24 protein-coding genes and 1 pseudogene are annotated in these 26,133 nt (G+C 69.6%); 11 read left to right on the top strand and 14 right to left on the bottom strand.

Annotated features, from left to right (window positions below; genetic code table 11):
- Positions 1-96 precede the first annotated feature (96 nt).
- Genes PGN23_RS07785 through guaB form a run of 3 tightly spaced genes read right to left on the bottom strand, consistent with a single transcriptional unit; the run spans position 97 to position 3,271 of the window.
- Positions 97-615, bottom strand: a complete 519-nt coding sequence (locus tag PGN23_RS07785) for a tetratricopeptide repeat protein (RefSeq protein ID WP_335302329.1) — start codon at positions 613-615, stop codon at positions 97-99.
- Positions 616-648: 33 nt separating this feature from the next.
- Positions 649-1,803, bottom strand: a complete 1,155-nt coding sequence (locus PGN23_RS07780; RefSeq protein ID WP_335302328.1) for an RsmB/NOP family class I SAM-dependent RNA methyltransferase — start codon at positions 1,801-1,803, stop codon at positions 649-651.
- A 10-nt stretch (positions 1,804-1,813) separates the two neighbouring features.
- Positions 1,814-3,271 carry an IMP dehydrogenase gene (gene guaB, locus PGN23_RS07775; RefSeq protein ID WP_335302327.1) on the bottom strand — a complete coding sequence of 486 codons (1,458 nt, stop codon included), beginning with the start codon at positions 3,269-3,271 and terminating at the stop codon, positions 1,814-1,816.
- Between the two features lie 112 nt (positions 3,272-3,383).
- Between guaB and PGN23_RS07770 the strand changes: the two genes are divergently transcribed.
- Both PGN23_RS07770 and PGN23_RS07765 read left to right on the top strand, forming a co-directional pair.
- Complete coding sequence (locus tag PGN23_RS07770; RefSeq protein WP_335302326.1) at positions 3,384-4,355, top strand: SPFH domain-containing protein; 972 nt, start codon at positions 3,384-3,386, stop codon at positions 4,353-4,355.
- Positions 4,352-4,798, top strand: coding sequence for an NfeD family protein (locus tag PGN23_RS07765; RefSeq protein WP_335302325.1), 447 nt, complete (start codon positions 4,352-4,354; stop codon positions 4,796-4,798). Before PGN23_RS07770 ends, PGN23_RS07765 begins: the two co-directional genes overlap by 4 nt.
- Positions 4,799-5,044: 246 nt before the next feature.
- Here the strand turns inward: PGN23_RS07765 and PGN23_RS07760 are convergent, their stop codons facing one another.
- Complete coding sequence (locus PGN23_RS07760; protein ID WP_443019803.1) at positions 5,045-6,631, bottom strand: phosphoenolpyruvate carboxykinase; 1,587 nt, start codon at positions 6,629-6,631, stop codon at positions 5,045-5,047.
- A gap of 209 nt (positions 6,632-6,840) precedes the next feature.
- On the opposite strand from PGN23_RS07760, the gene PGN23_RS07755 reads away from it, so the two are divergent.
- The 8 genes and pseudogenes from PGN23_RS07755 to PGN23_RS07720 all read left to right on the top strand — a co-directional run bounded on the left by PGN23_RS07755 (position 6,841) and on the right by PGN23_RS07720 (position 12,755).
- Positions 6,841-7,563 carry a response regulator transcription factor gene (locus PGN23_RS07755; RefSeq protein ID WP_335302323.1) on the top strand — a complete coding sequence of 241 codons (723 nt, stop codon included), beginning with the start codon at positions 6,841-6,843 and terminating at the stop codon, positions 7,561-7,563.
- Positions 7,532-9,119, top strand: a pseudogene (locus PGN23_RS07750) (stimulus-sensing domain-containing protein). Before PGN23_RS07755 ends, PGN23_RS07750 begins: the two are co-directional and overlap by 32 nt.
- Positions 9,116-9,556, top strand: a complete 441-nt coding sequence (locus PGN23_RS07745; RefSeq protein ID WP_335302322.1) for an HPr kinase/phosphorylase — start codon at positions 9,116-9,118, stop codon at positions 9,554-9,556. The pseudogene PGN23_RS07750 and the gene PGN23_RS07745 overlap by 4 nt, the downstream one beginning before the upstream one ends.
- Complete coding sequence (gene rapZ, locus PGN23_RS07740; RefSeq protein WP_335302321.1) at positions 9,553-10,458, top strand: RNase adapter RapZ; 906 nt, start codon at positions 9,553-9,555, stop codon at positions 10,456-10,458. Before PGN23_RS07745 ends, rapZ begins: the two co-directional genes overlap by 4 nt.
- A 29-nt stretch (positions 10,459-10,487) precedes the next feature.
- The gene (locus PGN23_RS07735) at positions 10,488-10,895 is read left to right on the top strand and encodes a PTS sugar transporter subunit IIA (protein WP_335302320.1); all 408 of its coding nucleotides are present in this window, start codon (positions 10,488-10,490) and stop codon (positions 10,893-10,895) included.
- A complete protein-coding gene (locus PGN23_RS07730) occupies positions 10,892-11,161 on the top strand; it encodes an HPr family phosphocarrier protein (protein WP_335302319.1) in 270 nt (89 codons plus the stop codon). The genes PGN23_RS07735 and PGN23_RS07730 overlap by 4 nt, the downstream gene beginning before the upstream one ends.
- On the top strand, positions 11,161-11,964 hold the full coding sequence (locus tag PGN23_RS07725) for a TrmH family RNA methyltransferase (protein WP_335302318.1): 804 nt from the start codon (positions 11,161-11,163) through the stop codon (positions 11,962-11,964). Before PGN23_RS07730 ends, PGN23_RS07725 begins: the two co-directional genes overlap by 1 nt.
- A 464-nt stretch (positions 11,965-12,428) precedes the next feature.
- Complete coding sequence (locus tag PGN23_RS07720) at positions 12,429-12,755, top strand: hypothetical protein (RefSeq protein WP_335302317.1); 327 nt, start codon at positions 12,429-12,431, stop codon at positions 12,753-12,755.
- On the opposite strand, the gene PGN23_RS07715 is transcribed toward PGN23_RS07720, so the two are convergent.
- The 10 genes from PGN23_RS07715 to coxB all read right to left on the bottom strand — a co-directional run bounded on the left by PGN23_RS07715 (position 12,749) and on the right by coxB (position 24,411).
- Positions 12,749-13,918: an acyl-CoA dehydrogenase family protein gene (locus tag PGN23_RS07715; protein ID WP_335302316.1), complete on the bottom strand. Its 1,170-nt coding sequence runs from the start codon at positions 13,916-13,918 to the stop codon at positions 12,749-12,751. The genes PGN23_RS07720 and PGN23_RS07715 overlap by 7 nt on opposite strands.
- Before the next feature lie 71 nt (positions 13,919-13,989).
- A complete protein-coding gene (locus PGN23_RS07710) occupies positions 13,990-14,715 on the bottom strand; it encodes a Crp/Fnr family transcriptional regulator (protein WP_335302315.1) in 726 nt (241 codons plus the stop codon).
- Complete coding sequence (locus PGN23_RS07705; RefSeq protein WP_335302314.1) at positions 14,715-15,089, bottom strand: response regulator; 375 nt, start codon at positions 15,087-15,089, stop codon at positions 14,715-14,717. Before PGN23_RS07705 ends, PGN23_RS07710 begins: the two co-directional genes overlap by 1 nt.
- Entirely contained in the window at positions 15,086-16,639 is a 1,554-nt protein-coding gene (locus tag PGN23_RS07700; protein WP_335302313.1) for a sensor histidine kinase, read from the bottom strand. Before PGN23_RS07700 ends, PGN23_RS07705 begins: the two co-directional genes overlap by 4 nt.
- 59 nt (positions 16,640-16,698) lie before the next feature.
- Positions 16,699-18,783, bottom strand: coding sequence for a S9 family peptidase (locus PGN23_RS07695; protein WP_335302312.1), 2,085 nt, complete (start codon positions 18,781-18,783; stop codon positions 16,699-16,701).
- 118 nt (positions 18,784-18,901) lie between these two features.
- Positions 18,902-19,981, bottom strand: a complete 1,080-nt coding sequence (locus tag PGN23_RS07690) for a c-type cytochrome (RefSeq protein ID WP_335302311.1) — start codon at positions 19,979-19,981, stop codon at positions 18,902-18,904.
- Positions 19,978-20,559: a cytochrome c oxidase assembly protein gene (locus tag PGN23_RS07685; RefSeq protein WP_335302310.1), complete on the bottom strand. Its 582-nt coding sequence runs from the start codon at positions 20,557-20,559 to the stop codon at positions 19,978-19,980. Before PGN23_RS07685 ends, PGN23_RS07690 begins: the two co-directional genes overlap by 4 nt.
- A complete protein-coding gene (locus PGN23_RS07680) occupies positions 20,559-20,963 on the bottom strand; it encodes a hypothetical protein (protein WP_335302309.1) in 405 nt (134 codons plus the stop codon). Before PGN23_RS07680 ends, PGN23_RS07685 begins: the two co-directional genes overlap by 1 nt.
- Entirely contained in the window at positions 20,960-23,485 is a 2,526-nt protein-coding gene (ctaD, locus tag PGN23_RS07675; protein WP_335302308.1) for a cytochrome c oxidase subunit I, read from the bottom strand. The genes PGN23_RS07680 and ctaD overlap by 4 nt, the downstream gene beginning before the upstream one ends.
- Positions 23,482-24,411 carry a cytochrome c oxidase subunit II gene (gene coxB, locus PGN23_RS07670; RefSeq protein ID WP_335302307.1) on the bottom strand — a complete coding sequence of 310 codons (930 nt, stop codon included), beginning with the start codon at positions 24,409-24,411 and terminating at the stop codon, positions 23,482-23,484. The genes ctaD and coxB overlap by 4 nt, the downstream gene beginning before the upstream one ends.
- A 114-nt stretch (positions 24,412-24,525) precedes the next feature.
- Here coxB and PGN23_RS07665 point away from each other — a divergent pair, with 114 nt between their 5' ends.
- Positions 24,526-26,106 (top strand): alpha-amylase family glycosyl hydrolase, encoded by a 1,581-nt coding sequence (locus PGN23_RS07665; RefSeq protein WP_335302306.1) that lies wholly within the window; start codon positions 24,526-24,528, stop codon positions 26,104-26,106.
- The last annotated feature ends 27 nt before the right edge of the window (positions 26,107-26,133 follow it).

Genomic DNA, 26,133 nt, shown 5'->3' with positions numbered 1-26,133 from the left:
CAGGCCGAACGGAGGTCATCCCCCACCCGTTCGTGGGGGGTCATCGAGCGACGTCCGAATGCCGTCTCGAAGCTTGGGCGGAACGCTCGCCGCCCCTCAATCCTTCGCGGCCGGCACCTTCCCCACGGTCGTGGTGTTCGCGCCCACCGCGGCGGTCGTCACGGGCGGCCCCTTGGCGATCGCGGCGGCCAGCGTCGATGCCTGGGGGCACGCGCCCTTGCACAACGTCCTCACCCGCGTGAGGTTCTGGCGCGCGCGCTCCACCGCGCCCTTCATCACCATCGCCTCGCCCTGTCCCGCCAGCGCGTCGACGTCGTTGGGCTCCAGCAGCAGCGCCTCGCGATAGAAACGGATCGCCTTCCCGGGCAGTCCGCGCGCCTCCGCCACGTTCGCCAGCGTGATGAACGCCTGCCGGTTGCGCGGATCGACCGTCACCGCGGTTTCCAGCAGGTCGGTTGCCCCCTCCAGGTTACCGGCCGCCTGCGCCGCCTTCCCCTGTTGCAGCAGCGCCATGCTGCGCGCATCGATCTGGTCGTCGGGACGCTGGCCGTGGAGCGAGGTGGAAATCGACACCATCGCCAGCGATGCGGCGACGGCGACGCAGGTGAAACGCATGAACGGCTCCAGCTTCGACACGATGTCGATCGGTTAGCACGGGGCCCGCAGGCGTGCGACAAAAAAGCCGTCGCTGCCGTCATGCGCCGGGGTCAGCCGGACGCCGCCGCGATGCGCGCGCCCCAGCGGCAGCGACAGCGGCTCGGCGATCCAGCCCGGATGATCGGCAAGGAATGCGTCGACCTGATCCGCACCCTCGGCATCCAGCAGCGAACAGACGACATGCACCAGCGCCCCGCCCGGCCGCACGCATGCCGCCCCCACCGCCAGCAGGTGCCGCTGGGTCGCGACCAGCCGTTCCAGCCGCGCCGGCGTCAACCGCCACCGCGCTTCGGGATTGCGCCGCCACGTGCCCGTTCCCGAACACGGCGCGTCGACAAGGACCACGTCGGCGGCAACATCCGCCAGCGTTTCGCGCTCCTGTCCGGGGTTCATCAGCCGCGTTTCGACCAGATCCGCGACGCCCGCCGCCTCGGCGCGCGGCATCAGCCGCGACAGCCGGGCGCGGTCGACGTCCGCGGCCACGATCTGTCCAACCTTCGCCAACATCGGCGCCAGCGCCAGCGTCTTGCCGCCCGCGCCCGCGCACAGGTCCAGCACCGTCATCCCCGGCGCGGCCCCGGTGGCGAGCGTCACCGTCTGGCTGCCCGCGTCCTGCGCCTCGACCCGGCCCGCGAACGGCGTCAGGTCCGTCCCCGCCGGCAGCCGCAGCGCATCGGGCAGCCCGGGGATCGGCTCGCCCGCCGGCAGTTCGCCGTCGCGCAGCCGGTTGATGCGAACGTCCAGCGGCGCCCGCTCCACCAGCGCCGCCTGCTCCGCGGCATCGATCCCGGACGCGGCCAGCGCCTGTTCGAGCCAGCGCGGATGCAGCCCCTCCGCCGCCATCGGCTCGCTCGCCCCGATCGGCGCGGGTCCGTGCGTCGAGCCGTCGAAGGTCGCCGCCAGCACCGCATCCTTCGCCGCCAGCGCCAGCATCGCCGCGCGCCCGCTCTCCGGCCGCTCGCCCAGCGCGCGGATCGCGGCATAGACCAGCTCGCGCACCGCCCGCCGGTCCTTCGACCCGGCGTAGCGCCGTGCCGCGAAATAGCGCGAGATCAACGTGTCCGCCGCCGCGCCGCCCTCGCGCGCCGCCTGCGCAATCGCGTCGAGCAGGTCGATCGCCGCCTGGGTGCGTGCCGCCGGGGTCATCGGCCCCTCCTCACCGTGTGGGGTAGTTCGGCGCCTCGCGCGTGATGGTCACGTCGTGGACGTGGCTTTCCTTCAGCCCCGCGCCCGTGATGCGGACGAATTGCGCACGCTCCTGCAGCGACGCGATCGTCGCCGACCCGGTATAGCCCATCGCCGCCTTGATCCCGCCGACCAGCTGGTGGATCACCTCGCGCGCCGGGCCCTTGAACGGCACCTGCCCCTCGATCCCCTCGGGCACCAGCTTCAGCTGGTCGCGCACCTCGCCCTGAAAATAACGGTCCGCCGACCCGCGCCCCATCGCGCCGACAGACCCCATGCCGCGGTACGACTTGTACGCGCGTCCCTGATACAGGAACGTCTCGCCCGGCGCTTCCTCGGTGCCGGCCAGCAGCGAGCCCACCATGCACGTCGATGCGCCCGCCGCCAGCGCCTTCGCCAGGTCGCCGGAGGTGCGCAGGCCACCGTCCGCGATCACCGGCACGCCCGACCTGGCGGCTTCCTCGGCGCAGTCCATCACCGCGGTCAGCTGCGGCACGCCCACGCCCGCGACGACGCGCGTGGTACAGATCGATCCCGGCCCGATGCCGACCTTGATCCCGTCCGCGCCCGCATCAATCAGCGCGCGCGTGGCGGCGGCGGTGGCGACGTTGCCCGCCACGACCTGCACCGAGTTGGACAGCTTCTTCACCCGCTCGACCGCCCGCGCCACATCGGCATTGTGCCCGTGCGCGGTGTCGATCACGATCAGGTCGCACTCGGCATCGACCAGCGCCTCGGTCCGGTCGAAGCCCTTGTCCCCCACCGTCGTCGCCGCGGCGACGCGCAGGCGCCCGGCCGCGTCCTTCGTCGCGTCGGGGTACATGACCGCCTTCTCGATGTCCTTCACCGTGATGAGGCCGACGCAGCGATACGCCTCGTCCACCACCAGCAGCTTCTCGATCCGGCGCTGATGCAGCAGGCGGCGCGCCTCCTCCTGCCCCACCCCGACCGATACGGTAGCCAGGTCGTCCTTCGTCATCAGCTCCGACACAGGCTGGTTCGGATTCTCGGCAAAGCGCACGTCGCGGTTGGTCAGGATGCCGACCAGCCGCCCGTCGCGCTCCACCACCGGAATGCCGCTGATCCGGTTCGCCGCCATCAATGCCTGCGCCTGCGCCAGCGTCGCCTCCGGCGCGATCGTGATCGGGTTGACCACCATACCGCTTTCGAACCGCTTCACCTGCCGCACCGCCGCGACCTGCTCCTCCACGGTCAGGTTGCGGTGGAGCACGCCGATCCCGCCCAGCTGCGCCATGACGATCGCCATGTCCGCCTCGGTCACGGTATCCATCGCGGAGGACACGACCGGGATGTTGAGCGCGATGCCGCGCGTCAGCTTCGTCCGCGTATCCGCGGCGGTCGGCAGCACGCTCGATTCCGCCGGCACGAGCAACACGTCGTCGAAGGTGAGGCCGAGCCGGATGTCCATGGGGTGCCGAATCCATTGGGGGGAAGGAGTGGCGCGCCATGTAACCGCATCCGTGACGGATCGCTAGGGGCGGTCTATGATGGCGGCTTACCCAGGGAAGGAACCGCCCGCCATGCTGATCGTCGCCGCCCTCCTGCTGGCGTTCGTGCTGTTCTACCTCTTCGCCAGCATCAAGATCGTTCGTCAGGGCTATCAATACACGATCGAGCATTTCGGCCGCTACACCAACACGGCCGCGCCGGGGTTCAACTTCTACCCCGCCTTCTTCTACCGGGTCGGGCGCCGCGTGAACATGATGGAACAGGTGATCGATATCCCGGGGCAGGAGATCATCACGAAGGACAATGCGATCGTCTCCACCGACGGCGTCGTCTTCTTCCAGGTGCTCGACGCGCCCAAGGCGGCGTACGAGGTGTCGGACCTGTACGTCGCGCTGTTGCAGCTGACGACGACGAACCTGCGCACCGTGATGGGCGCGATGGACCTGGACGAGACGCTGTCGAAGCGCGACGAGATCAACGCGCGGCTGCTGTCGGTGGTCGATCACGCGACCGTGCCCTGGGGCGTCAAGATCACCCGCGTCGAGATCAAGGACATCCGCCCGCCCGCCGACATCGTCACCGCGATGGGCCGCCAGATGAAGGCCGAGCGCGAGAAGCGCGCCAATATCCTGGAGGCGGAAGGCACCCGCGCGTCGGAGATCCTGCGCGCCGAGGGTCAGAAGCAGGCGCGCATCCTGGAGGCCGAGGGCCGCCGCGAATCGGCCTATCGCGACGCCGAAGCGCGCGAACGCGCGGCGGAGGCCGAGGCGAAGGCGACGCGCGTAGTCAGCGAAGCGATCGCCGGCGGCGGCGCGCAGGCGATCAACTACTTCGTCGCGCAGAAATATGTCGAGGCGGTCGGCAGGTTCGCGACCAGCCCCAATGCCAAGACGATCCTCTTCCCGGTCGAGGCGACCCAGCTGATCGGCACGCTGGGCGGGATCGGCGAACTGGCGAAGGAAGCGCTCAAGCCGGACGCGCCGACGGCCGCACCGGCGAAGCGTCCCGGCCCGTTCGAACTGCCGCGGGCACCGGAGGCGTGACGCTGGACGGCATCGGCGGCGTGGGCACGGCGTGGCTGGTCGCGGCGCTGCTGCTGGGCATCGCGGAGCTGCTGGTGCCCGGCGTGTTCCTGATCTTCCTGGCGATCGCGGCCGCGATCACGGGCGCGGCGACCTTCGTCCTCGCGGACATGCCGCTGTCGCTCCAGCTGCTGAGCTTCGCCGCGTGGAGCGTGGCCACGGTCCTGATCGGGCGGCGCTGGTACCGCGACTATCCGGTCGCAGGCGACGCCGTGCGCCTCAACGATCGCACCGCGGCGATGATCGGCACGACCGCCCGCCTGGAAACCGCGATCGAGCACGGCCGCGGACGGGTGATCGTCGGCGACGGCGCCTGGCCCGCGACGGGACCCGACCTGCCCGCCGGCGCCACGGTGACGATCGTCGCGGTCGAGGGCGGCGTGCTGACGGTGGAGGCGGCGTAACCGCGCAACGGAAGAGGCCTCTGCGCCGTCATGCCGGACTTGTTCCGGCATCCAGGGTTCCGCGCGCCCAAGCAGCGTGATGACGGAGAACCCTGGACCCCGGATCAGGTCCGGGGTGACGGGGTGCGTAGCATCAGCGTTTCGAACCACACACCGTCACCCCGGGCCTCGACCCGGGGTCCCGCTTCTTCTGCAACGCGGCGACGAAACGCCACTCCGGATCACGCCCGGGGTGACCGGAAAGCGTTACGCCACAGCGGTCGCCTTCGGCGCGGCTTCGCGCACGCCCTGATCGACATATTCCGCGAACTGCGCGAAATTCTCGTTGAACAGGTCGACCAGCTTTGCCGCGGTGGCGTCGTATTCCGCCTTGTTCGCCCACGTCTCGCGCGGGTCGAGGATCGCGGTGTCGACGCCCGGCACCGACACCGGCACCTTGAACCCGAAATTGGGGTCGGTGCGGAACTCGGCATCGTTCAGGCTGCCGTCGAGCGCCGCGTTCAGCAGCGCGCGCGTCGCCTTGATCGGCATGCGGTTGCCGACGCCGTACTTGCCCCCGGTCCAGCCGGTGTTGACCAGCCAGCAGTCGACGCCGCCCTTGGCGATCCGCTCCTTCAGCAGGTTGCCGTAGACCGACGGGTGGCGCGGCATGAACGGCGCGCCGAAGCAGGTGGAGAAGGTCGCGTCCGGCTCGGTCACGCCGATCTCGGTGCCGGCGACACGCGCGGTATAGCCCGACAGGAAGTGGTACATCGCCTGGTCCGGGGTCAGCTTCGCGATCGGGGGCAGGATGCCGTACGCGTCCGCGGTCAGCATCACGATGTTCTTCGGCACGCCGCCCATGTTCTTTTCGGACGTGTTCGGGATGAAGTCGATCGGATAGGCGCCGCGGCTGTTCTCGGCCAGGCTGTTGTCGTCCAGGTCCAGCTGGCGCGTGACATCGTCCATCACCACGTTTTCCAGCACCGTGCCGAACCGCTTGGTGGTAGCGAAGATCTCGGGCTCCGCGTCCGCCGACAGGCGGATCATCTTGGCATAGCAGCCGCCCTCGAAGTTGAAGACCGCGTCGTCGGACCAGCCATGCTCGTCGTCGCCGATCAGCGTGCGCTTCGGATCCGCCGACAGCGTCGTCTTGCCGGTGCCCGACAGGCCGAAGAAGACCGCCGTACGCCCGTCGTCGCCCATGTTGGCGGAACAGTGCATCGGCATCACCCCGTGCGTCGGCAGCAGGTAGTTGAGGATGCCGAAGACCGACTTCTTCATCTCGCCGGCGTACTTCGTCCCGCCGATCAGGATCAGCTTCTCGCTCAGGTTGACCGCGATCACGGTCTGGCCGCGGCAGCCGTGGCGTTCCGGATCGGCCCGGAAGCTGGGCAGGTCGATGATCGTATAGTCCGGAACGAAGCCCTTCAGCTCCGACTGCTCCGGGCGGACCAGCATCGTGCGGATGAACAGGTTATGCCATGCCAGCTCGTTGATGACGCGCACGTGGACGCGGTGCGCCGGCTGCGACCCGCCGAACAGGTCCTGCACGTACAGGTCGCTCTTCTCGCCCAGCGCCGCGAGGAAATCGGCCTTCAGCGCGGCGAAATGCGCCGGGTCCATCGGCTTGTTCGACTTGCCCCACCACACGGTCGATTCGGTTTCGGCGTCGCGGACGGTGAACTTGTCCTGCGCGGAGCGGCCGGTATGCGCGCCCGTCTCCACCACCAGCGGACCGTCAGCGGACAGCTTGCCCTCGCCGCGCGCGACCGCCGTTTCCACCAGCTGCGCCGTCACCAGGTTCCAGTGCAGCGTGGCGCGCGTCTCGATGCCCTGCGCCTCAAGCCCCATATCCGGAATACGATCGCTCAATGGTCCGTCCTCTTCCTGTCCGCTTCGGCGCACGCCGATGCCATTCACGATGCCGGCGCCAACCGACCCTTCGTCCGGCGAAATACCGGGCTCGCCGCCCCCGTGTCAAACATGTTAAACACGTTTCCGCGGCACATCCTTCTGCTGCGGCATTGAGCCCGCCTCGCCTTTGCACTAACCCGGCGGCGATGACGGCCCCCTCCCCAGCCACCGCGACCATCGCGCTGGTCGACGACGACCGCAACATCCTGACATCGGTGTCCATTCAATTGCAGGCCGAGGGGTTCCTGACGCGCGTCTATTCGGACGGCGAAACCGCGCTGAAGGCGCTGACCGACAACCCGCCGGACCTGGCCATCTTCGACATCAAGATGCCGCGGATGGACGGTCTGGAGCTGCTGCGTCGCTTGCGTGAGAAGAGCCAGATCCCGGTCATCTTCCTGACCAGCAAGGACGACGAGCTGGACGAGGCGCTGGGCCTCGCCATGGGCGCCGACGACTATATCGCCAAGCCGTTCAGCCCGCGCCTGCTGATCGCCCGCATCCGCGCCATCCTGCGCCGGACCGAGGCCGCGCCCGCCAGCGACGCCGCCGGGGGCGAGGTGCAGGGGCCGATCGAGCGCGGCCGGCTGGTGATGGACCCGGCGCGTCACCGCGTGACGTGGGACGGCAAAGCGGTAACGCTGACCGTCACCGAATTCCTGATCCTGGAGACGCTCGCGCAGCGTCCGGGCGTCGTGAAGACGCGCAACCAGTTGATGGACGCCGCCTACCAGGACGACATCTACGTCGACGATCGCACGATCGATTCGCACATCAAGCGCGTCCGGCGGAAATTCCGCGAGGTCGACGCCGCCTTCGATTCGATCGAGACGCTGTATGGCGCCGGCTACCGCTTCTCCGAGGAGTGATCCCGACCAGACGGCGCGCTGGTCCGGCCCACGGTCGGGCCGGGTGTCGCTCACCCCGCGTATCCTGGCGGTCAATATCGTCGCGCTGCTGCTGCTGGCGGGCGGGTTCTTCTATCTCGACAGCTTCCGCACCCGCATCCTCGACGGGCGCGCGGATCAGGCGGGACGCGAGGCGATGCTGATGGCGGAGGCGATGGGCGCCGCCGACACCGCGCAACGCGACGCGCTGATCGCGCGGCTGGCGGTCGATACCGGCACCCGCCTGCGGCTGTACGACGCGCGCGGCGCGGTGCTGGCGGACAGCCGCGCCCTGGGCGTCGCCAATTTCCGCCTGCGCGATCCCGATCGCGACGGGCTGGCGCAGCGCAGCGCGCGCTGGCTCGATGCGATCATCGACACGATCGTCCGCGCACCGCTGGCACCGGGCTATCGCGAGCGTCGCGACGGACGGCGCTGGCCCGATGTCGCGCGCGTGCTGGCGGGCAAGCGCACGTCGGTGACGATCTGGCGCGCGCCCGACCGCACCCCGGTCGTCACCGCCGCCGCCGCGCTGGGCGGCGGGCAGGCGCTGCTGTCCAGCGTCAACGCGCGCGACGTGACCGAGCGGGTACGGCTGGAGCGGTTCCGCCTGAGCGTCGTCGTACTCGTCGCGGCGGCGACGACGATCGCGCTCTCGCTGTTCCTCGCCAACACCATCGTCGGCCCGCTGCGGCGGCTGGCGCGCGCCGCGGTGCGCGTCCGGCTGGGGCGCGCGCGCGAGGTGGTGGTGCCGCGTCTTCCGGCGCGCCGGGACGAGATCGGGATGCTGGCCCGCGCGCTCTCCGACATGAGCCTGGCGCTGCGTGCGCGCATCGATGCGACGGAGGCGTTCGCCGCCGACGTCACCCACGAGCTCAAGAACCCGCTCGCCTCGCTGCGCTCCGCGATCGACGGGCTGGAGCGCGTCGCCGATCCGGACCTGCGCGAGCGGCTGTTCGCGATCATCAAGGACGACGTGCACCGCCTCGACCGCCTCATCAGCGACATTTCCGATGCGTCCCGGCTCGACGCGCAGCTCAGCCGCGCCACCTTCGAGCCGGTGGACGTCGCGGGGATGGTTGCGGCGATGGTCGCGGGCCGTCAGGAGCGCGGGCTGCCGCGCGGCATCCGGCTGCGGCTCGACACCCAGCCCGCCCCCCCCCCTCCCGGTGCCGGGCGAGGGCGCGCGGCTGGAGCGCGTGTTCGCCAATCTGATCGACAATGCGATTTCCTTCTCTCCGGCCGGCGCGCTGGTCACGATCGCAGTCCGGCGCGAGGGCGACATGCTGGCGGTCCATGTCGAGGACGAGGGCCCCGGCGTGCCGGAGGAGGCGCGCGAGGCGATCTTCCGCCGCTTCCACTCGGTACGCCCCTCCGCCGAAGGGTTCGGCCAGCACAGCGGCCTGGGCCTGGCGATCGCACGCACCATCGTCGATGCGCATCAGGGCGACATCACCGTGGAGGCGCGCGAGGACCGATTGAGCGGCGCACGCTTCGTCGTCCGCCTGCCCCTGACGCGCGGCGTGGTGCCGGAATGAGCGCGGGGGTGACCGTTCACGCCACCACGGTGGCGATCGGCGGGCGCGGCGTGATGCTGACCGGCGCGTCGGGCGCGGGCAAGTCCGACCTGGCGCTGCGGCTGATCGATCGCGGTGCCGTGCTGATCTCGGACGATTACACGCTGCTCGCGACGCGTGCCGGCCGGCTGCTCGCCGCGCCCCCCGCGACCATCGCGGGGCGGATGGAGGTCCGCGGCCTCGGCATCGTCGAGGTGCCCTACGCTCCACAGGCGACGGTCGCGCTCGTCGTCGCGCTGGGGGCGGAGGATGAGCGGATGCCGGAGCCGCGGCGCACGATCCTGATGGACGTCTCGCTGCCGGGCGTGACGATCGACCCGCGCACGTCCGCTGCCCCCATCAAGGTGGAATGGGCGTTATCCCACCTGGCCGACGCAGGCCCGGAGACTCTTGCATGACCGACGTCCTGATCGTCACGGGCATGGCCGGCGCGGGCAAGACCACCGTGCTGAAGACGCTGGAGGACATGGGGTGGGAGGTGGTCGACAACGTTCCCCTCTCGCTGCTCGCGCGGGTCGTCGTCGCACCCGACGCGCATGCCGATGCGGAGGCGCCGCGCCCGATCGCGCTCGGGCTGGGCGCACGCACCCGCGACTTCGATCCCGACGCGGTGAAGCGCCGCGTCGACCAGTTGCGCGAGATGGACGGCGTGGCGGTCCAGTTCCTGTTCCTCGATTGCTCCGGCCGGGAGCTGGCGCGCCGCTATGCCGAGACCCGCCGCCGCCATCCGCTGGCCGACGATCGTCCGCCCAGCGAAGGCATCGCGCAGGAACGCGCGCTTCTCGCCCCCTTGCGCGCCTGGGCCGATCGCCTGATCGACACCACGCGGATGAAGGCGAACGACCTGGCGCAGCAGGTCCGGGCCGATTTCACGCGCGGCCCCCATGGCGGCACGACGCTGACCGTCGAATCGTTCGGTTTCTCGCGCGGATTGCCGGTGGGCGCCGATCTCGTCTTCGACATGCGGTTCCTGCGCAACCCGCACTGGGACCCCGCGCTGCGCCCGCACAACGGCAGGAACGCGGACGTGGCGGCCTATATCGCCGCCGATCCCGCCTATGACGAGGCGGTGGGACGGATCGAGGAGCTGCTCCTGCTGCTGGTTCCGCGCTATCATGCGGAAGGCAAGCCCTATGTTACGATCGCATTCGGGTGTACCGGAGGGAAACACCGCTCCGTCCACGTCGCCGAACGTGTCGCTGGACGGTTGCGCGAGGGGGGATTTTCCCCCACCATCACACATCGCGACCTGGCGGCGGCACCGCGGGATGCGCTTGAGGAACGGCCGCAGGGTCAATGAACACGATGTCGAACACCATGATCGGGCCCATGATCGGCCTGGTTCTCGTCACACACGGTCGCCTCGCGGACGAATTTGTCGTCGCGATGGAGCATGTCGTCGGCCCGCAGCGGCAGGTACGCACGGTCGCGATCGGTCCGGAGGACGATATGGAGGCGCGGCGCGCCGACATCGCCGGCGCTATCGCCGAGGTGGATGACGGTCGCGGCGTCATCGTGCTGACCGATCTGTTCGGCGGGACCCCCTCCAATCTGGCGATTTCGCTGATGGAACGCGGCCGGGTGGAGGTGATCGCGGGCATCAACCTGCCGATGCTGATCCGCCTGGAATCCGCGCGCAAGGCGATGACCGTCACCGCCGCGGTCGCGGCCGCGCGCGAGGCGGGGCGGAAGTATATCTCGGTCGCCTCCGAGGTGCTGGGCGAGGCGGCGGCTTGAGCGCGTCGCGCACCGTCGAGATCACGAATCGCCGTGGTCTGCACGCGCGCGCCAGCGCCAAGTTCGTCACCCTCGCCTCCGGCCTGCCGATCCCCGTCACCGTGGCGAAGGGCGGGTCGGAGGTCACCGGCACGTCGATCATGGGGCTGATGATGCTGGGCGCGGCGAAGGGCGACACGATCACCATCAGCGCCGAGGGGGAGGCCGCGGAGGACGCGGTCGCCACCATGTGCCGGCTGGTCGAGGACAAGTTCGGCGAGGACTGATGCCGCGCGTCGTCACCGCTTACTCCAACCCGCTGGTCAAGCGGGTGCAGGGCCTGCGCGACAAGCGCCACCGGCGCGAGGAAGGGCTGTTCCTCGCCGAGGGGCTCCGCATCCTTACGGAGGCGCGGGAGACCGGCCGCATCCCCCGCTACCTCTTCTTCGCCTCCGCCAGCGCCGCGCATCCGCTGGTCCGCGCGCTGGTCGCCGCGGTCGAGGCGCGCGGCGATGGCGAAGCGATCGAGACCACCCCCGACATCCTCTCCAAGCTGTCGGGCAAGGACAATCCGCAGGCCGTCGTCGGCGTGTTCGACGCGTTCGGGACGACGCTGGCCGAGCTCGATCGCACCGCCTCGCCGATCTGGCTGGTGGCGGAGCGGCTGCGCGATCCCGGCAATCTGGGCACCATCCTGCGCACCGGCGATGCGGTCGGCGCGGGCGCGCTGATCCTGGTCGACGACTGCGTCGATCCCTTCTCCACCGAGGCTGTACGCGCCAGCATGGGGGCGCTGTTCACCGTGCCGATCGTCCGGACGCCCTGGCCGGATTTCCTCACCTGGCTGCGCGCCGGCCCCGGACAGCTGGTCGGCCTCAGTCTCCAGACCGAGGAAGGCTATCGCGACGCGCCCTATGCCGCGCCGACCTTCCTGCTGACCGGCAACGAGGCGCAGGGGCTGCCCGAAGCCTATGAGGCCGAATGCGACCTGCTGGTGAAGCTGCCGATGCGCGGCAAGGCCGACAGCCTCAACGCCGCCGTGGCGACCGCGGTCATGGCCTACGAAGTGCTGGCGCGGCACGGCGGATAGGTGGGAGCCGTCGCGCTCGTCCCGGGCACGAGACAGCTACGAAACCAGCCACGTCGCGAAACCCCTGCGAAACGCCCCTTCTGTTCCCCGGCGAAGGCGGGACGTTTGCAAAAGGGATGCAACAGCGCCACGTACCGGCGGTGCTCCTGCGCAGGCAGGAGCCCAAGGCCCAGCAGAACAACGCCTTACGGGACCTGCAATTCTGGGCTCCTGCCTTCGCAGGAGCACGGTGACACTTTTTGCAAAGGTCCGGCGAAGGCCGGGGCTTTGCAAAACAGGTGCAGCGGCATCAAGCCCACGCCGTGCTCCTGCCTGCGCAGGAGCACGGTGGAGACTTTTGCAAAGGTCCCGCCTTCGCCGGGGAACGGTAAGACGGCCGGGCGATACACGACGTTTGAAAAGGTTTCGGACGACGGAGGTGGCGGGCCAGCCTCCGTTCACGCAGGTTGCGCCAGTCTGCGCGGATGTCCGCCCTCCTGCTGCTGACGGCCACCGCCTCCGCCTATACCGCGCTCGGGACCGAGCCGTTCTGGAACCTGGCGATCGACCGCCGCAGACTGCGCCTTGATCGGCTCGGCCAGCGCCCTGTCGTGCTCCCCCGGCCCCGTCTACGAATCAGCGCCGACGCCCGCCGCTTCACCGCGCGGGGCATGACCGTCGACGTGGTCCGGGCGCGTTGCAGCGACGGGATGAGCGACCGCATCTTTCCCGACCGCGTCACGGTGCGCTGGCGCGGACAGGTGCTCAGGGGGTGTGGCGGACGACCGCGCGAACGACCCGGCCCTCAGTAACTCCGCGGCAGCCCCAGCACGTGCTCGCCGATGAAGCTCAGGATCATGTTCGTGCTGATCGGCGCGACCTGATACAGCCGCGTCTCGCGGAACTTGCGCTCGACGTCATATTCCTCGGCGAAGCCGAAGCCGCCGTGCGTCTGGATCGCCGCCTCGCCGGCCGCCCAGCTCGCCTCGGCGGCCAGCATCTTCGCCATGTTCGCCTGCTCGCCGCACGGCTCGCCCGCCTCGAAGCGGCGGGCGGCATCCTGCACCATCAGTTCGGCGGCGCGCATCTGCGCATAGGCGCGCGCGATCGGGAATTGCACGCCCTGGTTCTGACCGATCGGGCGCCCGAACAATACCCGCTCCCGGGCGTAATCGCGCGCCCTTTCGATGAACCACTTGGCGTCGCCGATGCACTCGGCCGCGATCAGGATGCGCTCCGCGTTCATCCCCGACAGGATGTAGCGGAACCCCTTCCCCTCCTCGCCGATCAGATTGTCGGCGGGCACCTCGACATTGTCGAAGAAGACCTCGGTGGTGGAATGGTTCATCATGGTGCGAATCGGTCGGATCGTCAGCCCGCCCGCCGCCTTCGCCGCGTTCATGTCCAGGAGGAAGATCGACAGCCCCTCGATCCCGCGCGCCACCGCATCGCGCGGCGTGGTGCGGGCGAGCAGCAGCATCAGGTCGGAATGCTCTGCTCGGCTGGTCCAGATCTTCTGTCCGTTGACGATGTAGCGGTCGCCGTCGCGCACCGCGACCGTCTTCAGCGCGCCGGTATCGGTGCCGCTGGTCGGCTCGGTCACGCCGAACGCCTGGAGCCGCAGGTCGCCGCTGGCGATCCGCGGCAGATACGCCTGCTTCTGCGCGTCGCTCCCGTGCCGCAGCAGCGCGCCCATGATGTACATCTGCGCGTGACAGGCGGACCCGTTGCACCCGGCGCGCTGCACCTCCTCCAGGATCGCCGCGGCAGCCGACAGCGGCAGGCCGGAGCCGCCATATTCCTCCGGGATCAGCGCCGCGAGATATCCGGCTTCGCCCAGCGCGGCGACGAACTCCGCCGGATAGGCCATCTCACGGTCCAGCCGCCGCCAATACTCACCGGGAAACTGCGCGCACAGCTTCGCCACGCCGGCGCGGATCTCGGGAAAATCGGTTCCTTGCAGGCTGCCCGTCATCGCCGCTCCTCTCGTTCGCTCACGCTCTCGCGTGACGATCCGGCGATGTCCAGCGGTTTAAGTCGTACCGCTTATATCGAACCGGCGGTTTCCTGCACGCGCGGCGACTGACGGCCGATCTTCTGCGCCAGCGCGACCGGATCGGTGAGCGTCACGCGCCCGCCCTTCCACTGCAGGTCGCCGTCGCGCCGGGCCTGCTGCACCATGCGGTTGACGTGAACGGAGGTGAGCCCCAGCGCATCCGCCAGCACCTCCTGCGTCAGCGGCACGTCGAAGGCGTTGCCGCGCGCCAGCCCGTTGAGCGTCAGCCGCTCGTGCAATTCCAGCAACAGGTCCGCGATCCGCTCCTGCGCATTCAGCCGCCCCAGCCGCACGATCTGCGCCAGCAGGTGCGCCTCGTCGAGCGCGCGAGCGATCGCGTACGCGGCGGCCACGTCGGGAAGCTCGCTCGCATCGGGCGGCGTCGCCACCATCACGTCGGTCACCGCGATGATCGTCGCGGGCGACAGCGCGCGCGGCACGTCCGACAGGCCGATCACGTCGCCCGGCACCAGGAAATTCAGGAACTGCCGACGCCCGTCGGGCAATTGCCGCACGCGCGCCGCCCAGCCGCGCACCAGCAGCAGCGGCGTCTCGATCGCGCGGCCCTCGGTCAGCAATTCGCGGCGCGCGCGAAGCGGCTCCGCCTGCGCGATCGCGGCGGACAGGGTCGACAACGTCGCCGGCGCCAGCGGCGTCAGCGCCGCCAGCCGCAACAAAGCGGCCTCATGTCCCTGCATCGACAGCGCGGTGCGCATTACTTCTCCTCGATCATCTGCTCGATCGTACGTACCACCGCGCCGGGCGGAAAGGGCTTCGCCAGCCGTGGTATGGACCGATAGGCACTCGGCATAGCCCAGCCATCATAACCAGTTACGAACACGAATGGCACCCCCCGCGCCGCCAATCGTTCCGCAATGGGATAGGAATCCGCACCGTCCAGATTGACGTCGAGCACCGCGATGTCGATCGCGCCGCCGTCGTCCAGCACCGCCATCCCGGCATCCAGCGAGGCGACCGGCCCCAGCACGACCGCATCGCGGTCCCCCAGCGCGCGCTTCAGGTCCGCCGCGATGAAATACTCGTCCTCCACGATCAATATGCGCTTTCCCCTCAGCACATGGACCTTCATCGACGCTCCCCGGCTCCATCGGCGAGAGGCAGGACGATGGTGCAGCGAACACCCCCGCCCCGGAACTCCAGCTTCGTCTGCGCGCCCAGCTGATAGGGCAACGCCTCCTCGATCAATTCACTGCCAAACCCCTGACATGACGGCTTGATCGATAAAGCGGGCACGCCCCGTTCGGTCCAGGTGAAGGTCAGCCGTGGGCGATTTCTGTCATCGTTGTCAACCGACCAGCAGATGCAAACGGTTGCATCCGGAAACTTGAATGCGCCATATTTCACGGCGTTGATCGACAGTTCGTGCACCGCGAGCCCCAGCGCCTCCGCGGCAGCGGGGCGCAGCGCCACGTCCGGCCCCTCCAGGATCAGCCCGCGCCCGTCGCTGACCCCGATGCTCAGCAGCTCGTCGCGGACCAGGTTTTCCAGGTCGACGTCCTGGCACGCCGTCTGGGTCACGATCACCTGCGCGCGCGCCAGCGCGTCCAGCCGCCCGCGGAAATGATCCGCCACGTCCTCCAGCGACTCGCCATTCTCCGCGGTGCGCGCGAAGACCGACCGCACGACCGTCAGGATGTTGCGCACGCGGTGCTGCAACTCGCCCACCAGAACCCGCTGGCGCTCCTCCAGCATCCGCAATTCGTGCACGTCGGTCGCGGCACCGAACCACTGCGCGATGCGACCGCCGTCGTCGCGGACGGGCACCTGACGTACCAGGAACCAGCGATAGCCGCCGCAACGCTGGCGGATGCGATAGGGCAGCTCCAGCGGAACGCCGGTGTCGTAGCTGCGCCGATACGCCTCCTCGACACTCGCCGCGTCGTCGGGATGGATCAGGTCCAGCCAGTGGAATTGTTGGATATCCCTCGTCTCCGGTTGCCCGGTGAACGCGGTCCACTGCTGGTTGGAGGTGAGGTTCTCCCCGTTCGGCCCGGTGCGCCACAGCATCGCCGGTACCAGTTCCAGGCTCAGTCGCCGGAGCTGCTCGCTCTCCCGCAGCGCATCCTCGCCCCGCTTGCTGCGCAGCGCCTGGACGATCGCGGGAGCCAGTTCCTCCACCGCCTCGCGATCTTCCTCGCGGAAGCCGCCCGCGCGGTTGGCCAGCGCGATCAGCCCGATCGGGCGACCGTCGTGGCGCAGCGGCACGCCCAGGAAGCTGTCGAGCGGCGGATGCCCGCGCGGCGTACCGATCCGGTCGGGGTGTTGGCCCGGATCGTTGGTGATGAGGCTGGCATCGTCCAGGATCACGCGGCCGTGCAGGCCGTTCACGTGCAGCCCGACCGGCAACCTCCCGTCGGGCCACCGGGGATCGTCGGCGGTGAACGCCCCCCAGCCGCGCTCGCTGATCGCGACGTCCTCCAGCCGACCGCTCTCGTCGTTTACTTCGCCCATGAAACTGAACGCCGCGCCGGTCACATCCTCGGCCACGCGCAGACACACCTGCCCGAGCGCCTCGACGGAGGGTGCCGTCAACGCCTCGCGAAAGATGCGGTTGATCCCCTCCAGGACCGCATTCTTGCGCTTCAGCGTGTCGGTCAGGATGGCGTTACGCTGTTCCATGCCCCATCACTCGCTCGCGGATGATCCACCGCATATTGCCTTGTTTTACAACATGATGATTAACGCACTCCCACCGCGGCGCCGGTCCGGTAGCGGTCGAACCACGACAGGATGGCCGATGCCTTGGCGGCGGCTTGCGACGGGCGCGACGCGATGCCGCCGTGGCTGGCGCCGGGCACCTTTACGAGCGCGGTCGGAACGCCCTGTATCTGGAGCGCAGCATAATATTGCTCGGCCTCGCTCACCGGGGTGCGGTAATCCTCGCTCCCCACGACGACCAGCGTCGGCGTCTTCACGTTGCCGATCAGGCTGATGGGCGAGCGGTTCCAATAGCCCATGGGATCCTCCCACGGCTTCTTGCTGAACCAATATTGCGAGGTGAACAAAGTGTTATCCATGGTCAGCGCCTCGCTGATCCAGTTCACGACCGGCTTCTGCGTCGCCGCCGCCTTGAAGCGGTCGGTCTTGCCGACGATCCACGCGGTCAGCAGCCCGCCGCCCGATCCGCCTGTGACGAACAGGTTGTTCGGGTCCGCCGTCCCGTCCGCGATGGCGGCGTCGACCGCGGCCATCAGGTCGTCGTAATCCTGCGCCGGATAGGTCTTGTTGATGAGGTTCGCGAACTCCGCCCCATAGGACGTCGAGCCGCGCGGATTGGTCCACAGCACCGCATAGCCGCCCGCCGCATACAGCTGCATATCGGTGGCGAAGGACGGGCCGTACGCGGAATGCGGTCCGCCATGGATCTCCAGGATCAGCGGCAGGCGCTGCCCCGGCTGGTGTCCCGGCGGCACCGCCAGCCATGCGTCGATCGCGCGGCCGTCGGGGGCGGTCACCGCCAGCTTGCGGATCGGCGCCATCGCCTTCGACGCCGCCATCACCGCGTTCAGCTGCGTCAGCCGCCGCGCCTTGCCGCCGGACCAGACCCAGACGTCCGCGGGCACCGTCGCATCGCCGCCGGTGAAGGCGACCGTGCCGTTGCGCGCGACCGAGAACTCGCCGCCGGTGTAAGGCCGGTCAAGCCCGCCGCCCGCCAGCGCGTCGGTGATCGCCGACACGCGGCCATCCAGCCCGATGCGGGCCAGCTTGCGATGCCCGCGATCGTCGTAGCTGGCGTACAGGCTGCGTCCGTCCGCCGCCCAGCGCGCTTCCTCGATGCTACGGTCGAGCGACGCGGTCAGCGATCGCGGCGCCTCGCCATCGCGCCCGCCGACGTAGAGCTGCTGATTTTCGTAGGCGCGGCGCGTGTCGTCGAACCCGGTCCAGGCCAGCCGCTGCCCATCCGGCGACCAGGCGGGCTGCCCGTCCGGGCCGTCGCGCGTGGTCAGCTGCGTCAGCTGCGCGGAGGCCACGTCGACCGCGTACAGGTCGCTGTTCATCACCTGCCGCTCGGCATCCTTGCCGCGGATCGCGGAGAAGACGAGCCGGCGCCCGTCCGCGCTCCACGACAGCGGGCCGCCATCGTCGTAGCGGCCGAAGGTCAGCTGGCGCGCCGCCCCGCCGTCCGCGGCGACGACGAAGAGATGGTCGTAGCCGGGCTTGCGATAGCCCGGACCGTCGTTGCGATAGGTGACCCGGTCGATCACCTCCAGCGGCGGCGCCCAGTTCGCGCCCTCCGGCCTGGCCGGCGCCTTGCCCAGCGTGGTCGCCTCGCCCGCCACATTCGCGACGAAGGCGATGCGGGTGCCGTCCGGGGACCATTCCAGCGCATTGGGGTCGCCCGGCAGCGTCGTCACGCGCGACACCGCGCCGCCTGCCGCGTCCGGTCCGAGCCAGCGCACGAACAGCTGCGAGCGGTCGCCATCGCGCGCGACATAGGCGACGCGCGTGCCGTCGGGTGACCACCGCGGGCTCGACCCGTCGCTGGCGAACGGCACCTGCCGCCCGCTCGCCACGTCGATCAGCCACAGCGACGACACCATGCGGTCGCTCATCACGTCGCCGCTGCGCCGGACGTAGACGATGTGGCGACCATCGGGGCTGATCTGCGGATCCGCCGCGATCGCCAGCCCGAACAGGTCCGCGCTGGTGAATCCGCGCACCGGACCATCGGGCGCCGACGCGCTCGCCTGCACCTGGGCGGTCGCGGGCGTGACGGCGGGCGCAGCGGCAAGAAGCGCGATCAGGGCAAGGGTGGCACGCAAGGCAATCGACTCCCGACTATATCAGTCCGGCAGTCATGCCGCGTGCCTGCCGGGGCGCAAGCCGTTTCATTACGGTGGCCGTACCAATCCATGTTGGACAATTGGGCCGGATCGCCGTTCAGCGCTCGCGTACATCCCCCGCGAGATAGCGCGCGAGCGGGTCGATCATCTCCTCCGGGACGCGCCGCGCAATCACCGCCATCGCATCCTGCGGCAGCCGCGCGTCGACCTCGCCCTCCTCCGCACGCCAGTTGCGCAATCGTTGCGCCAGATAGCCGGCGCGTTGCCCGGCGAGCACCGGCTGCGCCCTGCCCGGCGCGTGACAGCTGGCGCACGCGGGCAGCTGGCGCGCGGGAAGCCCGCGCTCGACGATCTGGCGCACCGCCGCCGAACCGCCGGTCGCAGGTGCCGCGCCCAGCCCCGGCAGCGCGGCGAAATGCACTGCCAGCGCGCGGCGCTCCTGCGCGGTCAGCGTCTCGGCGGCATTCGCCATCACCGCGCCGTGCCGCCGGCCATCGGCATAGGCGGCGAGCGCCACCTCCAGATATCGCGGATTCTGGCCGCCCAGGATCGGGATGTCGGACTGACCCCGCCCGCGACCGTCGCTGCCATGGCAAGCGACGCATCCCGCCAGCGTCGCGCCACCCAATGCGCGTACGTCGGTCGTCCCCGCCCCCGTCGCCTCGCCGCTCAGCTGGCGATATTGCGCCGGCGTCATCCCCGGCAGGCGGCGGACGAAGGCGACCATCCGCCGCACTTCGTCGTCGCGCCCCTCCGCGGCCCAGGCGGGCATGCCGGTGAACTTCACCCCGTGCTTCAGGATGTAGAACAGCTCGGCGTCGGTCCATTTCTCCTTCGTCTCGCCGGTCGTCAGGTCGGGCGCGTGCGGCGTCGCACGCTGCATCACCGGCGACGGCCGCTGGCCGGGCGCGCCGTGACAGGTCGCGCAGGCGGCGGCGAAATGCCCCGCCGCGCTCACCAGCTGGCCATCGGTCGCGATCGGACGCTCGGGCGACTCCAGCAGGGTGTGGGTGCGCACCGAATTGCGCATCGTCCAGTGCAGGAACCAGTTGCTGATCGCCCAATGCCCCGACGAGGCGGATATATTGAACACCCCCGACCAGGCGAACAGCAACCCGGCGACGCCGAGCCCGACCAGCGTCAGCACGACGCGCTTCCACGTGACACGGATCGTCATGCGGCCACCTTCATGCCGGTTTCGGGATGTCTCAGGATCATGCCCAGCAGCCACAATCCGCCCAGGCAGTAACTGGCCCCCCCGATCAGCAGCATGACCACCCCGCCCAGTTGCTGGTCGGTCAGCGCGTCCAGCCCCGGCGCGGGGTGCATCGCCATCATCGCGTACAGCGGCCGGTCCGCCAGCCCGATCAGCGCGCCCAGCAGCGTCATGTGCATCGACGTCAGCAGCAGCGCCGCCGCGCCCGCCGCGGGTCGCGCCAGCGCCGATCGCCACAAAGCGACGCCCAGCGCCAGGAACATCGCCTGCTCCAGCAGCGCCACCGCGACCTGCATGTCGGCCACCATGCGAAGGGCCGGCGCGTGCCAGCCCCACACCACGACGAACTCCGCCATCGCCCAGCCGAGCGGCGCCCCCGCCGCGACGCGCCCGGGACGCGGCATGGTCGCCGCGATCATCGGCGCGGCGACAGCCACCGCCCCCATATGCGCCGCCATATGCCCGCTCATCCCCAGCCCGGCGAAGGCGAGCAGGGTCGCGAACAGCGCCACTGCCCAGGCGATGCCGCGCCCCGCCATCAGCGGCAGTCCGTCAGCATGAGCGCGGGCGCGGCGGTGAAGACGACCGCGACGAAACTGAGCGCCGCCAGCAGCACCGTGGCATGCGCCAGGAAGCGCAGCCGGTCGATGTCGGTACCATCGTCGTGGGGCGGCGGGTCGCCGGGCGTGCCCGACTGGATCCACGCGATCCAGCCCGATGCGACGATGATCGCGAGCGCCACCGCGGTACCGATGACGAAGGCGGTGGGGAAACGCGGGAACGCCCCCATCTTCGCGCAGCTGACCGCCACCCACAGGTAGCAGAACAGGAAATGCCCCGCCCAGACCGTCGGCGGGACGATCAAGGTCCACAGCGTGACGCGCAGGCCGCGTACCCGCTGCCGCAGGCCGCCGCGCCCCTCGTTCGGTGTCTCGTTCTTCATGACACCCCCGGGAACAGCCCGATCGTCGCATAGGTGACGATGGCGGTGACGGCCATGAAATGGTGATAGACGGTGATGTTGCGGACATCGGCGTCGTACCGCGGCGTCATCCGCCCGGCGATGCTGCGCGCCATGGTGTAGAATTGCATGATCGCGCCCACCGCATTGTGCGTCACGGTCCAGATCACCAGCGTGTAGACGATCGCCGGATAGACATGCAGGCTGGGTTGCAGCCCGGTCGCGACCGGCCCCGCCACGCCCGCCGCGATCGCGGCGAGCGATACCAGCCCGCCGACGCCCAGCAGCGCCCGCGCCGCGCCCTCCGCCCCACGCGCGTTCACCTCGCGCGCCGCGACCGTCATCGCCCAGGACGCCAGCGTCAGCGCCAGCGCCGCCATCGGCCAGAAGGCGCCCGGCCCCTCCATCCCCACGCCCGACGGCGGGAAGTCGTCGGCCCGCGTCCAGAAGAAATAATAGCCGAAGACGAGGCCGGAGAAGGCGGTCGCATCCGCCATCATCGTGATGAACATCGCCCACCACCCGCTCGACGAGGCGCCCGAGCAATAGAGCGGCACCGACAGGCCGTGCCCGATCGCCTTGCGCTCCTTCTCCGGGATCTCACCCGTCCCGGTCCACAGCCAGTACAGCACGCACGCCAGCGTCCCCGCCACGCCGGCCGCGGCCAGCCAGTAGAGGTGATAGGTCGTCAGGATGAACACGCTGCCCAGCACGCCCGCGGTGACCATCGGCACCGCGCTGGGGGTGCCCAGCCGGATCACCTGAATCGGGCGCGCGTCCAGCACGCTGGTGATGATCGTCTCGCGACGCCCTTCCTCCGCATCGGGCAGGAAGTAGCGGCCCTCGTCGACCTTGCTGACGAAATTCTTCTGGTCCCAGATCGGATAGCGGCTCTCGATCAGCGGGACCGAGCGGATGCCCCAATCCTCGTCATCGGGGTGCGCCAGCCATTCCAGCGTCCCCGCCTGCCACGGGTTGCGCTCCGACTTCTGCCGCCACGGGCTGCGCGCCAGGTCGAGGCACACCAGCAGCACGCCGAAGGCGAAGATGAACGACCCGATCGTCGAGACCATGTTCAGCCCGCCGATCCCGAGTTCGGCCGGATAGGTGAACACGCGCCGCGGCATCCCCATCAGCCCGCTGAAATGCATCGGGAAGAAGGTGATGTTGGCGCCTGCGAACAGGAACCAGAAGGCGGTGCGCCCGATGCGATCGGACAGCTTCTTGCCCGTGATGAGCGGCCAGTAGTAATAGAGCCCGCCGAACAACGGGATCAGCGTGCCGCCGATCAGCACGTAGTGCAGATGCGCGACGATGAAATAGGTGTCGTGCGCCTGCCAGTCGAACGGCGCCACCGCCACCATCACGCCGGTCAGCCCGCCGATCACGAAGATGGCGATCGATCCCGTCGCATAGAGCATCGGCGTCGACCAGACGACGCGCCCCGCCCACAAGGTCGCGATGAAGGCGAAGATCTGGATCCCCGTGGGGATCGCCACCGCTTCGGACGCGGCGGAGAAGAACGCCAGGCTGATCTTCGGCAGCCCGGTGGTGAACATGTGGTGGACCCACAGCCCGAAGCTGAGGAACGCGGTACCCACCGCCGCCAGCACGATCCAGGGATAGCCCAGCAGCGGGCGGCGCGCGAAGGTCGGCACGATCATCGCGAACAGCGCGATCGACGGCAGGAAGACGATATAGACCTCCGGGTGGCCGAAGATCCAGAACAGGTGCTGCCACAGGATCGCGTCGCCGCCCCTGGCCGCGTCGAAGAACGGCCAGCCCATCAGCCGTTCCAGCTCGAACAGGATGTCGCCCGCGATCAGCGGCGGAAAGGCGAACAGGATCATCACCGCCACGACCAGGATGTACCAGGCATAGAGCGGCATCAGGTTCAGGCGCATCCCCGGCGGACGCGTCTTCAGCACGCCGACGATCAGCTCCACCGCGGCGGCGACCGACGACACTTCGATGAAGCTCAGGCCCAGCATCCAGATGTCCGCGCCCAGCCCGGACAGGTCGGTGCGCGTCGTGAACGGCGGGTACATGAACCACCCGCCATCCGGCGCCACGTCGAAGAAGATCGAGCCGGCGACGAAGACGCCGCCGATCAGGAAGCTCCAGTAACCGAACGCCGACAGCCGCGGGAACGGCAGGTCGCGCGCGCCCAGCAGCTGCGGCAGCAGGATCACGGCCACCGCCTCGAACATCGGCACCGCGAACAGGAACATCATCATCGACCCGTGCAGCGTGAACAGCTGGTTGAAGGTCGATGGCGTGACCAGGTCGTTGCCGGGCGCGGAGAGCTGCGCGCGCATGATGAGCGCCAGCACGCCCGCGAACAGCATGAAGGTGAACGCGGTCAGCGTGTACCATACCCCGACGACGTTGTTGTTGACGTCGGTCCAGCGCCCGAACCACCCCGTCGGCGGTGCCCAGACGGCGCGAAGCCGATCCTCCTGCGCACGCCGCAGTTCGATGTCGTCCTGCGCGTGGAGGCTCACTTCAACGTCTCCAGATAGGCGGCGATCGCGCCGGCATCGGCGACGGACATGTGGGGATAGGCGGGCATGCGCGCGCCCGGCTTCACGCCGGGTGCCTCGCGGATGAACCGGACCAGGTTCGCGCGGGTCATCGGCATGACGCCCGCGCCCAGCGTCGTGCGCGCGCCGATATGCCGCAGGTCGGGGCCGATCGCGCTCCACCGCGCCGCGGCGTCGCCGCCGCCGCCGATCGCATGGCAGGCGGTGCAGCCGTAACGGGCGAACGCCTGCGCCCCGCGCCCGCCGCCGGGCGGGGCGGCGCCTTCACGCGTGGCCAGCCAGCGATCGAACGCGGCGGGCTCCATCGCGATCACGTCGAACGCCATCAGCGCGTGGCTCAATCCGCAGAACTCGGCGCACTGCCCGCGGAATCGCCCCGCCCTGGTCGCCTCCACCACCAGCGTGTTCGTGCGTCCCGGCACCATGTCCATCTTTCCCGCGAGGCCGGGTACCCAGAAACTGTGGAGCACGTCGCCGGCGGTCAGCTGGAACACCACGCGGCGGCCGACCGGCACGCGGACCTCATTCGCATCCACCACCGCGGCGGCGCCGGTCGGCCGATATTGCACGCGCCACCAGAATTGTTCGCCCTGTACCGCGATGCGCAGGTCCGCCGGCCCGGCACGCAGCGGGCGCATCTGCGGCAGCGTGACGACCAGCAGCGTCAGCAGCACGATCGTCGGGATGACGCCGCCCGCCCACAGCACCAGCTTCATCCCCTGCGCATGCGTCAGCGCGCCTTCGCGCGCGCGCATCGCCAGCACCATCAGCATCGCGACCCAGACGAAGATCACGACCGCACCGGCCACCATCCACCACGTCAGCGACGCCAGCGACGCCGCCTCGGTGCCGAAGGTCGAAAAGACCGATTGCCGCCCCGGCTCCACGATGCTGTTCGCCCCAATGCCCCCGATCGTTTCACAAACGTCCTGATCTGTTTTAGTTGCGTAAGCTTTTGTTGCTGTCTGGCCTCATCCTGCACCCGCGGGGTAGGACGGCGCATGGCGCTTCCCTCTCCCGACATCCCGTGGTGGCGATCCGGCACCGTGTACCAGGTATATCCGCGCTCGTTTCAGGACAGCGACGGCGACGGCGTCGGCGATCTTGCGGGTATCGAACGACGCCTCGACCATATCGTCGCGCTCGGCGTGGACGCGATCTGGCTGTCGCCGATCTTTCCCTCGCCGATGGCCGACTTCGGTTATGACGTGGCGGACTATTGCGGGGTGGAGCCGATGTTCGGCGATCTGGCCGCGTTCGACCGATTGCTCGCCGCGGCGCATGCCCGCGGGCTCAAGCTGCTGCTCGATTTCGTGCCCAACCACAGCTCCGACCGACATCCCTGGTTCGTGGCGAGCCGCGCGAGCCGCACGAACCCGAAGCGCGACTGGTACATCTGGCGCGATGCCGCCGCCGGTGGCGGCCCGCCCAACAACTGGATCAGCGACTTCGGCGGCTCGGCCTGGGAATGGGACGCGGCCACCGGCCAATATTACCTGCACGCCTTCCTGAAATCCCAACCCGACCTCAACTGGCGCAACCCCGATCTGAAGCGCGCGATGTTCGACGCCATGCGCTTCTGGTTCGATCGCGGGGTCGACGGCTTCCGCATCGACGTATTGTGGCACATCGTGAAGGCCGACGGTTTCCCCGACAATCCGGTCAATCCCGCCTGGCACCCCGGCATCACCGAGCGCGACCGGCTGATCCAGCAGCATTCGACCGACCAGCCCGAGGCGCATGCGATCGCCGCCGAGATGCGCGCGCTGGCGGATGAATACGGTGGCCGCTTGCTGATCGGCGAGATCTTCCTGCCCAACGATCGCCACGCGCGCTGGTATGGCACGCCCGAGCGAGCGCAGGTCCATCTGCCGTTCAATTTCCAGCTGATCGAAAACGCCTGGGACGCCGCCACGCTGCGCGCGACGATCGCCGCCTACGAAGCGTCCCTGCCCCCACACGGCTGGCCCAATTGGGTGATCGGCAGCCACGACGCCCCGCGCATCGCCGCCCGCATCGGCGAGGCGCAGGCGCGCGTCGCGGCCATGCTGCTGCTGACGCTGCGCGGTACGCCGACGCTGTATCAGGGGGACGAGCTCGGCATCGGCCAGGTCGACATCCCGCCCGAGCGCGTGCGCGACCCGCAGGAACTGCGCCAGCCCGGCATCGGCATCGGCCGCGACCGCTCGCGCACGCCGATGCCGTGGGACGACAGCGCCTTCGCCGGGTTCAGCACGGTCGAGCCGTGGCTGCCGCTCAACGCCGATTGGCGCACCCGCAACGTCGCCGCGCAGGACGGCGATCCGTCATCGATGCTGACGCTGTATCGCCGCCTGCTGGCGCTGCGCCGGGCACGGCCTGCGCTGGGGCTGGGCGACATCGCGCTGGTGGAGGCAGACCGCGACGTGCTCGCCTACGAACGCCGCTATGGTGGCGAACGGCTGCTGGTGGCGCTCAACCTGTCGGACGAGCCGCGCGCGATGCCGTTCGCGGGCGAGGTGCTGCTCTCGACGCTGGCCGGTCGCGACGACGGCCTGCGCCCGAACGAGGGCGTCGTTCTGTCACCGTCACCCCGGCCTTGACCCGGGGTCCCGCTTCCCCTCCAACGC

The organism is Sphingomonas adhaesiva (assembly GCF_036946125.1).
Classification (GTDB): domain Bacteria; phylum Pseudomonadota; class Alphaproteobacteria; order Sphingomonadales; family Sphingomonadaceae; genus Sphingomonas; species Sphingomonas adhaesiva_A.
This window is presented reverse-complemented; position numbering and strand designations above follow the sequence as displayed.